The sequence below is a fragment of the Serratia sp. A07 genome (genome assembly GCF_058725505.1).
Window position 1 is genome coordinate 23,908 of record NZ_JBZXDO010000010.1, and the last position, 13,132, is coordinate 37,039.

Sequence of the window (13,132 nt, forward strand, 5' to 3'; positions counted from 1 at the left end):
ACATCGTTACCATCGGCCGGTTATCGCCGGCCGCACGAATTTAAAAGAGCATCATGAGCGAAATTATTTACGGCATTCACGCCGTCAAAGCCCTGTTAGAGCGCGATCCGCAACGCTTCCTGGAAGTGTTTATCCTGAAAGGCCGCGAAGATCGCCGCCTGCAACCGCTGATCGCCGAGCTGGAAGCGACCGGCATCGTGATCCAGGTGGCGAGCCGCCAGTGGCTGGATGACAAGGTTGAAGGCGCGGTGCACCAAGGGATCATCGCCCGGGTGCGCGAAGGGCGTCAGTATCAGGAGAACGATCTGCCGGGCCTGTTGGAGAGCGTGGAAACGCCATTCCTGCTGGTGCTGGACGGCGTGACCGACCCGCATAACCTCGGCGCCTGCCTGCGCAGCGCCGACGCTGCCGGCGTGCACGCGGTGATCGTGCCGCGCGACCGTTCTGCCCAACTGAACGCCACCGCCAAGAAAGTGGCCTGCGGCGCCGCCGAGAGCGTACCGCTGATCCGCGTGACCAACCTGGCGCGCACGCTGCGCCTGCTGCAGGAAATGAACGTCTGGGTGGTGGGTACCGCCGGCGAAGCCGACCATACGCTGTATCAGAGCAAAATGACCGGCCCGATGGCGCTGGTGATGGGCGCGGAAGGCGAAGGCATGCGTCGTCTGACCCGCGAACACTGCGACGAGCTGATCAGCATCCCGATGGCTGGTACCGTCTCTTCGCTGAACGTGTCGGTCGCCACCGGCATCTGCCTGTTCGAAGCGGTGCGTCAGCGCGGCTGATCCTCCTGACGGGGGCCCTGAGCCCCCGTTAATTTCCCCTCTTGTGATCCCGCCTTCGGCAGAAATTTCTGCGCCGACCATACTTACTCCTGACGCTTTTCTCAGGGAGCACTCTCATGGTCTGGACTACGCACACCATTTTTAACCAACCCAAGCCGCTGGGCAACAGCAACCTGTTTCTCTCCGATACGCCGCTGCGCGAAGCGTTGCAACGCGAGCAGGGCGGCTGGGACGCCGAGGTATTGGCTTCGCTGGGCCAGCAGCTTGGCACCCAGGAGTCGCTGGAACTGGGGCGCCTGGCCAACGCCAATCCGCCGGAGCTGCTGCGCTACGACGCCACCGGCCAGCGGCTGGACGACGTTCGCTTTCACCCCGCCTGGCATATCCTGATGCAGGGGCTGATCGCCAACCGGGTGCACAACCTGCCCTGGCAGGAGGATGCGCGCATCGGTTCCTTCGTGGCGCGCGCCGCGCGCTTTATGCTGCATGCGCAGGTCGAGGCCGGCACGCTGTGCCCGGTGACCATGACCTTCGGCGCCACGCCACTGTTGCTGCAGGCGTTGCCGGCCGAGTTTCACTCCTGGCTGACGCCGCTGCTGTCGGATCGTTATGACGCTCACCTGCTGCCGGGCGGGCAAAAGCGCGGCCTGCTGATCGGCATGGGCATGACGGAGAAGCAGGGTGGTTCCGACGTTTTGAGCAATACCACTACCGCCGCGCCGCTCGGCGCGCGCGGGCCAGGTGAAGCCTACCGGCTGGTGGGGCACAAGTGGTTCTTCTCGGTGCCGCAGAGCGATGCGCACCTGGTGCTGGCGCAGGCCGAAGGCGGGTTGTCCTGTTTCTTCCTGCCGCGCATTTTGCCGGACGGCAGCCGCAACGCCATTCGCCTGGAGCGGTTGAAAGACAAACTGGGCAACCGCTCCAACGCCAGCAGCGAAGTGGAGTTTCAGGACGCCACCGCCTGGCTGTTGGGGGATGAGGGGGACGGCGTGCGGCATATCCTGAAGATGGGCGGCCTGACCCGTTTCGACTGCTCGCTCGGCAGCCACGGCCTGATGCGCCGCGGGCTGTCGGTGGCGCTGTATCATGCGCTGCAGCGGCAGGCGTTCGGCAAGCTCTTGATCGAACAACCGCTGATGCGCCAGGTTTTGGCGCGCATGGCGCTGCGGCTGGAAGGGCATACCGCGTTGCTGTTCCGGCTGGCCCGCGCCTGGGAAAGCCGCAGCAATGAGGGCGAACTGATCTACAGCCGCCTGCTGACCCCGGCGGCCAAATACAGCATCTGTCGCCAGGGCATGCCGTTCATCGCCGAGGCGATGGAGGTGCTGGGCGGTATCGGCTACTGCGAAGAGAGCGAGCTGCCGCGCCTGTATCGCGAGATGCCGGTCAACAGCATCTGGGAAGGTTCCGGCAACATCATGTGTCTGGACGTGTTGCGCAGCCTGCACAAGCTGCCGGGCGCGCTGGAAATGCTGCAGTTCGAGCTGCAGCCGGTGCGCGGCCAGAATCGCTTGTTCGATCACGCCTGGCGGCAGTGGCAGCAGCGTGCCCGGCAACCGCGTGAAGAGATGGGGCGGCTGCTGACCCAGCAGCTGTTCGACCTGTGCTGTGCCGCGCAGCTGCTGCAGCATGCCAGCCCGCAGATAGCCGACGCCTGGTGCCACCTGACGCTGGATCACCGCGGCGAGAGCCTGCTGTCGGCTGAGGTGTGCGAACTGCTGCTCAACCGCGCTATCGGCGGTTAGGGAAAAGGGTGGCGCGCGGCGGCGAAAACCTTTTTAATTCAGCCTCACTCTGACAGGAAAATGCACATGGATATTCTCAGCGCGTTGGCGGCGTTCGCCTCTTATTTCTTCAGCGGTTTCGCCATGATTTTGGTGTTTCTGTTCGTCTATACCCGCATCACTCCGCACGACGAATGGGCGCTGATCAAGGCCGATAATCAATCCGCCGCCTTTGCTTTCATCGGCGCTTGCCTGGGGTATGTGATCCCGTTGGCCAGCGCGGCGATCAACTCGATCAGCCTGCTGGATTACCTACTGTGGGGCGTAGTGGCGCTGGTGGTGCAACTGCTGCTGTTCGCGGCCGTGAAGATCTACATGCCGCGCATCAGCGACAAGATCGAAGCGAACCACCTGGCCGCCGGGATTTTCCTGGGGGGCGTCTCCGTCAGCGGCGGCGTGTTGAATGCGGCTTGCATGAGCTACTAAAGGTATAAGATGGCCGAGGCGCGCCAGCCAAGCGGGTGCGCCTGTTCTTCCATCCGCAGGATGCGGTAATAGCTGGCGCCGTGTTGGCCGGCGGTGCGAGCGATGGCCTGCTCCGCCTCCTGCGGTGAACCGGGCAGATCGTTAAAGGTGATCTCGGCGATTTCACTGAGCGGCGTCACGCGATCGGCGGGCGCCAGCTCGGCGGACTGTGCGCCGGTGCTGAGCAGCCCTACTGAAAGCAGGAGGGAGGTGAGTGCGGTGGAGCGTTTCATGGCGTTCCCCTTCGTCAGATCCTGAATCGCACCCGCAACATGCGGCATGCTGTCCGACAGTGTGCAATACCCTACTTCAGCCTGTGCAAAGCCAGTGTAAATCTGCTTAAAAAATCCCCGCCTTACCGATACAGGATCGCCTGGGAATACCATTGGCCCGGCACGATGGTTTCGCTGTTCATGATGATCACGTAATACCGGGCGCCGGCGGCGGTGGCCTTGCGCTGGATCTCCGCTTCCACGTCCATCGGGCTGCCGCGCACCACGGCGGTGACGGTACCTATCTTCACCAGCTCGGCGGTCTGTGCGCGGACGATCTCCTGCGCCTGTGCGGTGGGCGGTGGCGGCGGTTTCGGCGTGGTGGTCATGATGCCGCAGGCGGAAAGCTGTGCGGCCAGCGTCAGGGCGATGAGTGTGCGGACAAGCGTCATGGTGACCTCGAAAGAGCCGGTACGATGGCTTCAGTGTAACGCAATATAAGCTGGAACAGATTGAGCTAACGCTGGCTGGCGCAAGTTTGTCATGATGAATGCCAACAGGTGAGTTGAGGATGAACGGATGATCGAAATTCATGACGAGCGGGCGGGCGATATTGCGGTGATCCATGCCGTCCCCGCAGGGCACTATCAGCGGCCCTTGCCGACGGTGTTCTTCTGTCATGGCTATACCTCGTCGAAAGAGGTGTACGCCTACTTCGCCTATGCGCTGGCGCGCGCCGGTTTTCGGGTGGTATTGCCGGATGCCGATCGGCACGGCGAGCGGTTCGACGGCGATGAGGCGCGGCGTCTGGCCACGTTTTGGGAGATCCTGCGCAGCAATATCGACGAGCTGCCGCAGATCAAGGCGCATTTCGAGCGGCTCGGCCTGATTGCCGACGGGCGTATCGGCGTCGCCGGTGCCTCTATGGGGGGCATGACCGCGCTTGGCGCCTTCGCGCGCTTCCCGTGGATCCGGGCGGCCGCCAGCCTGATGGGTTCCGGCTATTACCGTGCGCTGGCGCAAACGCTGTATCCGCCGTTGGGCGAAGAGGGCGAGGCGCTCTCGCCGCCAGCGTTTGCGGCGCGCACGGCCGTGCTGGCGGAGTATGAGCTGGAAGGGCGTTTGGCGGCGATCGCCGGGCGGCCGCTGCTGCTGTGGCACGGCGAGACGGACGACGTGGTGCCGGCGGCGGACAGCCTGCGTTTGGCGGCTGAACTGCGGCAGCAAGGCGCGGACGGCCGTTTGACGTCGCTCATCGAACCGGGGGTGAAGCACCGCATCACGCCGCTGGCGCTGTCCGCCACGGCCGACTTCTTCCGCCGCGAACTGTGATGCTCCGCCGGGCGCGATGCCTGGAATTGCACCGCTCTGTGCCTGCTGTTTCGGCCATCGTTTGGCCGAATGAAGGGGAGAATGTCTGCGTGAATTCTTTCAGGGCAGCAAGGAGCAGAGGGCATGATAAAAAGCATCGGCAGTACGGCCGGTTTAATGGGAACGATGAAAGCGCGCGCCGAGCTTAACTCAGCGGCCTTCAGTGAGATGTTGGGGGCCGCCGACGGCAAGGCGCGGCAAAACCAGGCGAATCCGCTGTCGCGCATCACGGCGCAGACGGTGCAAAACATGACGGCGTTGTTCGCCTCCGCGCCGAAAGCGGCAGCCACTCACACCGCAGCGGCCGATACGCTCTCGTTCGAACAGCGGGCGACCCTGACGGGTAGCGCCGAGCTGTTGCAAACGCGGACAAATTATCTGCAGATGGCGCTGCAATTGCATAATCCGGGCAAGGCGTTCAGCATGCCGGCGCTGCTCAAGCTGTGATGAGGGAAGCGGAGCGCCCAACGGGCGGCGCTCCGGTGCGGACTGAACGGGCTTTCTGATGAAGCCCTGGGGATTTCCCTGGCGTGGCGTGCGTTTTTAGCGGTACAGCTCAGCGCTGACGTGCATCGTGCTGTTGTCGCCCGGTTCGTGCAGGGCGATGATGCGATAAGAGCTTGCGCCGCGTTGATCGGCGATTTTGCTGACCTGGCTGCTGGCGTCATCCGGCGAAACCACGTTCTGGTTCAGGGTGACGAAGCCGGCGCTCTGGCGTTGATCGGCCTGGTGCGAGGTGATCTCCGTTGCGGCCATTACGTTGGCGGAAAACAGGGCGGCCAGCGCCGTTGCGAGAATGATGCGTTTCATAGTGCCTCTCTTAACCCTTTGCCGTTACGGCCTGACAGCGAATGTCGCTGCGGCAAAAAGTCATTTATCTGCATTGAATAACCTGAAATCTTTTTCGTCGCGCTGTCTGCGGCGGATATGGTTAATTTTAGTCCGTTGCGGCGGATTATAAAGCGGGGGCTTTTGATGAGCTCTTTCAAAAAAAGTGAAATAGATTTGTGACTCAGCGCTGATTTCATTGAAAGATTTTTGAAACCGATGGATCGGCGTACATAGGTTCTCCCACGAGCAAATCGTGCTATTTCCCATAACGCCTCGCATTAACGCGAATAAAACCCACGCAGTCCTTGAGTTTCCCGCCCTGCGTCAGTATGATTACGCGTCATTTTTCAGCCGCACACTAAACACGTTCCTTGCTTCCATGGGCCGCGGTTGACCCTGACAGGAGGCTGAATAATCCGTAAGGAGCAATTCGATGCGTCATTACGAAATCGTTTTTATGGTCCATCCTGACCAAAGCGAACAGGTTCCGGGCATGATCGAGCGTTACAGTGCTACCATCACTAACGCGCAAGGTCAGATTCACCGTCTGGAAGACTGGGGCCGCCGTCAGCTGGCTTATCCGATCAACAAACTGCACAAAGCTCACTACGTTCTGCTGAACGTTGAAGCGCCGCAGGAAGCGATCGATGAGCTGGAAACTAACTTCCGCTTCAACGACGCCGTTATCCGCAGCATGGTTATGCGCGTTAAGCACGCGGTAACTGAAGCATCTCCGATGGTTAAAGCGAAAGACGAACGTCGTGGCGATCGCCGCGAAGACTTCGCTAACGAAACCGCAGATGATGCAGATGCTGGGGATTCTGAAGAGTAATTGCCGCCGTGACGGCTAATCGTCTGGTTTTGTCGGGCACTGTGTGCAAGGCGCCGGTTCGAAAAGTGAGTCCTTCCGGGATACCGCACTGCCAATTTGTGCTAGAGCACCGTTCGCAGCAGATGGAAGCCGGATTCAGCAGACAAGCATGGTGCCGAATGCCCGTGGTTGTCAGCGGACAACAGTCACAAGCACTAACTCAAAGATTAACGGTCGGCAGTCAGATTACCGTGCAAGGCTTTGTAAGCTGCCATCAAGGGCGCAACGGGCTGAGCAAATTGGTTCTGCATGCCGAGCAGATTGAATTGATAGATTCTGGAGACTAGCCAAATGGCACGTTATTTCCGTCGTCGCAAGTTCTGCCGTTTCACCGCGGAAGGCGTTCAAGAGATTGACTATAAAGACATCGCTACGCTGAAAAACTACATCACCGAAAGTGGTAAAATTGTACCGAGCCGTATCACCGGTACTCGTGCAAAATATCAGCGCCAGCTGGCCCGTGCTATCAAGCGCGCGCGCTACCTGTCTTTGTTGCCGTACACTGATCGTCATCAGTAATCGGCCACTGTCCATTAACGACTTTGAGAGGATAAGGTAATGCAAGTTATTCTGCTTGATAAAGTAGCAAACCTGGGCAGCCTGGGTGATCAAGTTAACGTTAAAGCGGGCTACGCTCGTAACTTCCTGGTACCACAGGGCAAAGCTGTTCCTGCTACCAAGAAAAACGTTGAGTTCTTCGAAGCACGCCGTGCTGAACTGGAAGCCAAACTGGCTGACGTTCTGGCTGCTGCTGAAGCTCGCGCAACCAAGATCAACGAACTGGGTTCAGTCACCATCGCTTCCAAATCTGGCGACGAAGGTAAACTGTTCGGCTCTATCGGCACCCGCGACATCGCTGACGCAGTGACTGCGGCAGGCGTTGAAGTTGCCAAGAGCGAAGTTCGTCTGCCGAACGGCGTTCTGCGTACCACTGGTGAGCACGAAGTGCACTTCCAGGTACACAGCGACGTGTTCGCACAGCTGAATGTAGTTGTGGTTGCAGAAGCGTAATTTACGCTGCTGTTAACCCGGTTAAAACGCCAGCCTCGCGCTGGCGTTTTGCTTTTCTGCGCCCGGCAAAACGCGCTACGCTTGAAGACGGGATGAAAAGGAGAGCGTGCGATGGCAAAGATTACGCTACAGCGGGTTTATGATTTCAGCGCGCCGGCGCCGGAACACTGTTATCTGATAGACAGGCTATGGCCGCGCGGCATCAGCAAGGCGCGGCTGACGGGCGTGCAGTGGCTGAAACAGGTGGCGCCGGATGACGAACTGCGCAAGTGGTTCCATCAGCATACCGACCAGTGGGCGGTCTTCGAGGCGCGTTACCGCCAACAGCTGGCGGCCAACGACGCCTGGCAGCCGCTGGTGGCGCTGTTACGGCAGGGGCAAACGCTGACGCTGCTGTATGGCAGCAAAGATACCGAGCACAACCAGGGCGTGGTGCTGCGCGAGTTTTTGCTGGCGCAGCTGTAGGGATTAGCGTTCCCGGCGGTAGCTGCCGTCGGCCTGGCGGCGGAACAGCGCCTGGCTGTTGTCCACCGTGGTAACCGACAGCGCGTTAATCACGCCGTTGGCGTCGCGTTCGATGCGCACTTCCTGGCCGGCTTTCATGTTGCTCAGCGGCTTGTCGCCGCCTTCCACCTGCGCCATGGCGAACACTTCATTCACCGGCAGATTGTTGTCGCGAAACAGCTGGGCCAGGGTCTGGCCGGGCTGGATCTGATAACGCTGCCAGTTGCCCGCCGGCGTTGGTTCGTTGGCAGACGTGGTGCCGCCGTTTTGCAGATCGGCCTGCAGCGGCACGCTGGTTTCCTGCTGGGAAACCGGGAACGGCTGTCTTTCGGGCGAGTACGGCCACAGCAGGGCCAGCAGCAGGATGATGCCGAAGATCAGCACCCAGCGGCGGTGGAAGTAGGGCAGTGGCTCCATCCAATGGAAACCGTCCGGCAGATGCCAGACTTTGGCCAGCAGCGCTTTGACCTGCTGCATTTTGTCGTTGGCCGGCGGTGGCTCCGATGGCGGTTCCGCGCCTTCAGACGTGGGTGCGGCGCCCGGTTTCAGGCGCTGGCTGACATTCAGCCAGGTGCGCAGCAGCGGCTGGTAGATGCGGGTGGTTTTCCTTCTCCTGGGCGCGATTCTGCCCATGGTGACCTCTCTTCGACGGCGTAGTAATTAGCGCGGCGCGGCAAGCGCCTCGCCTGCCCGATATCCTGCTTTCAGTATAGTCCGCTAACTGATTGAAGCGAAAGGCAGCTGAGCGGCAGAGCCGCGGTTTGCGGCTGCGGGCGTTAACAGAAGGTTATTGTTTCTTTTTCTACGACAAAAGTCATCATTCTCCACACAAGATTTTACCCGGCATTGACGCGCTGTTATGCTGCGCTTTCGACTTTTTACAGACTTAAGGAAAACCCCATGACAACCCCTTCTTTTGACAGCGTTGAAGCGCAAGCAAGTTACGGGATTGGTTTACAGGTCGGCCAGCAGCTGCAAGAGTCCGGGCTGGAAGGTTTGCAACCGGAAGCTTTGCTGGCGGGTCTGCGTGACGCGCTGGAAGGGAATGCCCCGGCGGTTCCGGTAGACGTGGTGCACCGTGCGCTGCGTGAGATCCACGAGCGTGCGGACGCGGTGCGCCGCGAGCGCCAGCAGGCGATGGCCGTTGAAGGCCAGAAATTCCTGGACGACAACGCCAAGCGCGACGACGTGACGCTGACCGAGTCCGGCCTGCAGTTCTCCGTGCTGGAGCAGGGCAACGGCCCGATCCCGTCCCGTCAGGACCGCGTGCGTGTGCACTACACCGGTCGTCTGATCAACGGCGACGTGTTCGACAGCTCGGTCGAGCGCGGCCAGCCGGCAGAATTCCCGGTCAGCGGCGTGATCCCAGGCTGGATCGAAGCGCTGACCCTGATGCCGGTCGGCTCCAAATGGCAGCTGTATATCCCGCACAACTTGGCCTATGGCGAGCGTGGCGCTGGCGCGTCCATCCCGCCGTTCAGCGCGCTGGTGTTCGACGTCGAGCTGCTGGAAATCCTGTAATCCCACCGAGGATTGCTCTGGGCGCCTTCGTGGCGCCCTTATTTTATGCGCCGCGCAGCGCGCGCGGGAACAGCAGATTGTTTTCCAGGCTGATGTGCTCCATCAGATCGCCGATGAACTCGTCGATGCCGGTGTACAGCGCTCGCCAGGTGGTGCAGGCGCCCTCCGGCGGCGTGACGTTATCGGTGAGGAACTTCACCACTTCCAGCTGCTCACCCGCCTCGTCATGTTCATGCTCCATCACCGAGATCGGTCCGGCGGCCTGCTGCCCCATGCCCTGTTTGATCAGCGGGAACAGGATCTGCTCCTCTTTCATCATGTGATTCTCCAGATCCAGGCGGATTAGGTTCAGCTGCTTCGCCAACCCGCGCGGGCAGCTGGGCTTGTCGCCGTGCACGCGTTCGACCTTTTCCGCCATCAGCACCAGTTCTGCCAGCTGCTCGCGGTGTCGCTGATGAAAGCGCGGCAGAATGTAATCGATCACCTCACCGAGCGGCGCCGTGCGCCAGTCCCGGCTTGGCTCCGGCGTGGCGGCCAGGGCGGCCAGTTCGTTTTCCAGCCTGTCGATATCTAACCCTTTGCGCTCGGCGGCGCGTGCCAGCGATTGCCGGCCGCCGCAGCAGAAATCCAGCTGATGCTGGCGAAACAGACGGGATGCACGGGGAATGGCGATAGCGAGCGCGCCAAGGGATTGATTGCGGTAATCCATGGTAGTGCCTCTTTAAACGAAGGAATCCTATAACATGCATTTTAAATGCAATTTAAAGGGCGCGCCAGCGGGAAAATCGAAGAGAAGGTGGCCGGGGCTGGGGACCCCGGCCGGGTGATTATTTCGCGCTAAGATCGATGCGATACACCGCGAAACCGATGCGGTCATTGCCTTCGGCGGTCATCGGATATTGAGCGTGCTCCTTGATAAACGCCGTCGCTTTGTCCGACGGCGAGGTCTCGAAGCGGATATCCAGCGGTTGCTGGCTGCTGAAGGTCGCCAAACGCCAGTTGTTGTCCGCCTGCGGATGCACCGCGCCGTGTTGCTGGGTTTCGGCGCTGATGTAGGCCGCCAGCACTGAACGGTTTTCATCCGGCGAAGCGAAGGCGATGTGTTTGTCGCCGGTGCCGGCAAATTTGCCGCCGTAGGCGCGGTAGTTGTTGGTGGCGACCAGGAAGGTGGCGTTCGGATCGATCGGCTTGCCGTTGAAGGTCAACTGCTTGATGCGCTCCGCCTTATCGTTGATCAGCTGGCATTCACCGTCGTAGCGCGCCGGCTGGCTGACGTCGATCTGGTAATTGACGCCGTCGATCACGTCGAAGTTATAGGTGCGGAAGCCGTCCCAGTTGATCAAGCCCTGCGGCTTGGCGCTGTTGACGTCGATCTGGTTGAACTGGCCGGCGGAGCACTCCAGCCACTCTTTCACCTCTTTGCCGCTGGCCTTCACCACCACCAGGGTATTGGGGTAGAGATAGAGATCGGCGGCGTTGCGGAAGGTGAGTTGGCCCTTTTCCACTTCGACGAAGCTGGCCGGATCGTTCTTGCGGCCGCCGACCTTGAACGGCGCTGCCGCCGACAGCACCGGCAGATCGGCCAGATCCGGATCGCCCTGAATGTAATGTTCAACGTAGGCCTTCTGCGCATTGTTGACGATCTGCACCGTCGGATCGTCCTGCACCAGCGCCAGGTAGCTGTACATGTTGCCGTCGGATTTGCCGATCGGCTGGCTGACGAACTCGCGCGTGCCCTTGTGATCGTCCGCCAACACTTTCACCAGCGCGGCGTCTTCCGCCGCCAGCGATTTCTTGTTCTCTTTGTCGTAGATCGGCCGTGCTTCCGCTTTGGCGGCGGTCACTTTCCAGCTACCGCTATCGTTGTTGAGCTGCAGGTCGACCACGCCGAGATGATCGCCCCATTGGGCCGGCATCACCGCCGGTACGCCGTTCAGCAGGCCCTTATCGATATCCGCGCCTTTGATATTGGCGAAGTCCTTGCTCGGGAACACCGCATGGGCGTGGCCGAACATGATGGCGTCGATGCCCGGTACCTGGCTGAGGTAGTAGACCGAGTTTTCCGCCATGGCCTTGTAAGGCTCGCTGGACAGCCCGGAATGCGGGATCGCCACCACCAGATCGGCGCCCTGTTTACGCATTTCCGGCACGTAGCGTTTGGCGGTGGCGGTGATGTCGTCCACCGTCACCTTGCCCTGCAGGTTAGCCTTGTCCCACACCAGGATCTGCGGCGGCACGAAGCCGATGTAGCCGATGCGCAGCGTATGCGCCTTGCCGTCGCGGTCTTTCACCGGCGTATCGACGATGATGTACGGCGTGAACAGCGGTTTTTGCGTTTTGGCGTCGATGACGTTGGCGTTGATATACGGGAACTTGGCGCCGGCGATGGCGTTCTTCAGGTAGTCCAGCCCGTAGTTGAATTCATGGTTGCCGATGTTGCCGACCACATAGTTCAGCGTATTCATCGCCTTATAGACCGGATGCACGTCGCCCGGTTTCAGCCCCTTGGCCGCCATGTAGTCGCCGAGCGGGCTGCCCTGAATGATGTCGCCGTTGTCCACCAACACTGCGTTGGTAGCCTGTTGGCGCGCCTGCTGGATCAGGCTGGCGGTGCGCACCAGGCCGAATTTATCGGTCGGCGTGTCCTTGTAGTAATCGAAGTCCATCATGTTGCTGTGCAGGTCGGTGGTTTCCAGCACGCGCAGGTCGACGGTGGCCGCCTGCGCCGAGGCGCACACCAGCAGCGCAAGCGCGGACAGCGTCAGGGGATGCTTCATCATTTTGGGCTCTCTCCATTCCATTATTCGAGTGTTATCGCAGAGGGAAATGTAATTAACATTGCTTGCCACAGCAAACTGTGAAGTGTGGCAGAAAACGGCGGCAGGTAACGCGGGGAAGTTCACAGTTGTGCCCAACAAGATCTGAGGAATTCCCGGGGGTTAGCCGGTTGAGATGGATATTCGGCGTAAAAAAAACTAGTCTGCTAGCAGAGACAGGGGGAAATTTCCCACGGAGATGCAGAGTTGAGGTGCATGATGTTAGAGCGAATTTGCCAACTGTCCCGCGAGGCGGGGGCGGCGATCATGGCGGTGTACGACGGTGAACAACCGCTTGATGTCGCACAGAAAAAAGATGATTCACCGGTGACGGCGGCCGATCTGGCGGCGCATCACATCATCAAGCGCGGCCTGGCGGCGCTGACGCCCGAGGTGCCGCTGCTGTCGGAAGAAGATCCGCCGGCGTGGGAAGAACGCCGCAGCTGGACGCGCTACTGGCTGGTCGATCCGTTGGACGGCACCAAAGAGTTCTTGCACCGCAACGGTGAGTTCACGGTCAATATCGCCCTGATTGAAGACGGGCAGGCGGTGATGGGGGTGGTGTACGCCCCGGCGATCGACGTGCTGTATCTGGCGGAGCGCGGCAAGGCCTGGAAAGAAGAGAAGGGCGTGCGGCAGGCGATCGGCGTTAGCAACGCGCATCCGCCGCTGGTGGTGGTGAGCCGCTCGCATATCGACGACGAACTGAAAGACTATTTGCAGCAGCTGGGTGAGCACCAGACCGTGTCCGTCGGCTCCTCGCTGAAGTTCTGCCTGGTGGCGGAAGGCAAGGCGCAGCTCTATCCGCGCTTCGGGCCGACCAATATTTGGGATACCGCCGCAGGGCATGCGGTGGCGGTGGCCGCCGGGGCGCAAATTCACGATTGGCAGGGCAAGCCGTTGCTCTATACCCCGCGTGAATCTTTCCTCAACCCCGGCTTCCGGGTGTCGCTGTTCTGAG

Annotated in this window: 18 protein-coding genes; 12 read left to right on the forward strand and 6 right to left on the reverse strand. The window is 60.6% G+C overall.

Going from position 1 to position 13,132, the window contains the following annotated elements; genetic code table 11:
- The first annotated feature begins 53 nt into the window (after positions 1-53).
- The 3 genes from rlmB to AC4PR2_RS12635 all read left to right on the forward strand — a co-directional run bounded on the left by rlmB (position 54) and on the right by AC4PR2_RS12635 (position 2,995).
- Positions 54-785, forward strand: coding sequence for a 23S rRNA (guanosine(2251)-2'-O)-methyltransferase RlmB (gene rlmB / locus AC4PR2_RS12625; RefSeq protein WP_038879203.1), 732 nt, complete (start codon positions 54-56; stop codon positions 783-785).
- A gap of 116 nt (positions 786-901) precedes the next feature.
- Entirely contained in the window at positions 902-2,530 is a 1,629-nt protein-coding gene (locus AC4PR2_RS12630; RefSeq protein WP_337046823.1) for an isovaleryl-CoA dehydrogenase, read from the forward strand.
- A gap of 66 nt (positions 2,531-2,596) precedes the next feature.
- Complete coding sequence (locus AC4PR2_RS12635; protein WP_015376394.1) at positions 2,597-2,995, forward strand: DUF350 domain-containing protein; 399 nt, start codon at positions 2,597-2,599, stop codon at positions 2,993-2,995.
- On the opposite strand, the gene AC4PR2_RS12640 is transcribed toward AC4PR2_RS12635, so the two are convergent.
- Positions 2,992-3,267, reverse strand: a complete 276-nt coding sequence (locus AC4PR2_RS12640; RefSeq protein WP_033638652.1) for a YdgH/BhsA/McbA family protein — start codon at positions 3,265-3,267, stop codon at positions 2,992-2,994. The genes AC4PR2_RS12635 and AC4PR2_RS12640 overlap by 4 nt on opposite strands.
- 122 nt (positions 3,268-3,389) lie before the next feature.
- A complete protein-coding gene (gene bsmA / locus AC4PR2_RS12645; RefSeq protein WP_038879199.1) occupies positions 3,390-3,698 on the reverse strand; it encodes a biofilm peroxide resistance protein BsmA in 309 nt (102 codons plus the stop codon).
- A gap of 127 nt (positions 3,699-3,825) precedes the next feature.
- On the opposite strand from bsmA, the gene yjfP reads away from it, so the two are divergent.
- Together yjfP and AC4PR2_RS12655 are read left to right on the forward strand one after the other, a co-directional pair.
- Entirely contained in the window at positions 3,826-4,578 is a 753-nt protein-coding gene (gene yjfP / locus AC4PR2_RS12650; RefSeq protein ID WP_336843751.1) for an esterase, read from the forward strand.
- Between the two features lie 123 nt (positions 4,579-4,701).
- Positions 4,702-5,064, forward strand: a complete 363-nt coding sequence (locus AC4PR2_RS12655) for a hypothetical protein (protein WP_060440892.1) — start codon at positions 4,702-4,704, stop codon at positions 5,062-5,064.
- Between the two features lie 96 nt (positions 5,065-5,160).
- Here the strand turns inward: AC4PR2_RS12655 and AC4PR2_RS12660 are convergent, their stop codons facing one another.
- A complete protein-coding gene (locus AC4PR2_RS12660) occupies positions 5,161-5,427 on the reverse strand; it encodes a YdgH/BhsA/McbA family protein (RefSeq protein WP_197802127.1) in 267 nt (88 codons plus the stop codon).
- A 454-nt stretch (positions 5,428-5,881) separates the two neighbouring features.
- Here AC4PR2_RS12660 and rpsF point away from each other — a divergent pair, with 454 nt between their 5' ends.
- From rpsF to AC4PR2_RS12685, 5 genes are all read left to right on the forward strand, one after another.
- Positions 5,882-6,280: a 30S ribosomal protein S6 gene (gene rpsF, locus AC4PR2_RS12665; RefSeq protein WP_004933634.1), complete on the forward strand. Its 399-nt coding sequence runs from the start codon at positions 5,882-5,884 to the stop codon at positions 6,278-6,280.
- An 8-nt stretch (positions 6,281-6,288) separates the two neighbouring features.
- Complete coding sequence (priB, locus tag AC4PR2_RS12670; protein ID WP_049233092.1) at positions 6,289-6,606, forward strand: primosomal replication protein N; 318 nt, start codon at positions 6,289-6,291, stop codon at positions 6,604-6,606.
- A 4-nt stretch (positions 6,607-6,610) separates the two neighbouring features.
- The gene (gene rpsR / locus AC4PR2_RS12675) at positions 6,611-6,838 is read left to right on the forward strand and encodes a 30S ribosomal protein S18 (RefSeq protein ID WP_000135199.1); all 228 of its coding nucleotides are present in this window, start codon (positions 6,611-6,613) and stop codon (positions 6,836-6,838) included.
- A gap of 39 nt (positions 6,839-6,877) precedes the next feature.
- A complete protein-coding gene (gene rplI, locus AC4PR2_RS12680) occupies positions 6,878-7,330 on the forward strand; it encodes a 50S ribosomal protein L9 (RefSeq protein ID WP_004933629.1) in 453 nt (150 codons plus the stop codon).
- 111 nt (positions 7,331-7,441) lie between these two features.
- The gene (locus AC4PR2_RS12685; protein ID WP_047569644.1) at positions 7,442-7,795 is read left to right on the forward strand and encodes a DUF488 domain-containing protein; all 354 of its coding nucleotides are present in this window, start codon (positions 7,442-7,444) and stop codon (positions 7,793-7,795) included.
- Positions 7,796-7,798: 3 nt separating this feature from the next.
- Here the strand turns inward: AC4PR2_RS12685 and AC4PR2_RS12690 are convergent, their stop codons facing one another.
- Positions 7,799-8,467 carry an OapA family protein gene (locus AC4PR2_RS12690; RefSeq protein ID WP_047729278.1) on the reverse strand — a complete coding sequence of 223 codons (669 nt, stop codon included), beginning with the start codon at positions 8,465-8,467 and terminating at the stop codon, positions 7,799-7,801.
- 267 nt (positions 8,468-8,734) lie between these two features.
- On the opposite strand from AC4PR2_RS12690, the gene bamJ reads away from it, so the two are divergent.
- Positions 8,735-9,355: a BamJ family beta-barrel-assembly machinery protein gene (gene bamJ, locus AC4PR2_RS12695; protein ID WP_004933618.1), complete on the forward strand. Its 621-nt coding sequence runs from the start codon at positions 8,735-8,737 to the stop codon at positions 9,353-9,355.
- 43 nt (positions 9,356-9,398) lie between these two features.
- On the opposite strand, the gene ytfE is transcribed toward bamJ, so the two are convergent.
- Both ytfE and AC4PR2_RS12705 read right to left on the reverse strand, forming a co-directional pair.
- Entirely contained in the window at positions 9,399-10,064 is a 666-nt protein-coding gene (gene ytfE / locus AC4PR2_RS12700; RefSeq protein WP_492175179.1) for an iron-sulfur cluster repair protein YtfE, read from the reverse strand.
- A 118-nt stretch (positions 10,065-10,182) separates the two neighbouring features.
- Positions 10,183-12,135, reverse strand: coding sequence for a bifunctional 2',3'-cyclic-nucleotide 2'-phosphodiesterase/3'-nucleotidase (locus AC4PR2_RS12705; RefSeq protein ID WP_492175180.1), 1,953 nt, complete (start codon positions 12,133-12,135; stop codon positions 10,183-10,185).
- 255 nt (positions 12,136-12,390) lie between these two features.
- On the opposite strand from AC4PR2_RS12705, the gene cysQ reads away from it, so the two are divergent.
- A complete protein-coding gene (gene cysQ / locus AC4PR2_RS12710; protein WP_004933611.1) occupies positions 12,391-13,131 on the forward strand; it encodes a 3'(2'),5'-bisphosphate nucleotidase CysQ in 741 nt (246 codons plus the stop codon).
- Position 13,132: the final 1 nt, after the last annotated feature.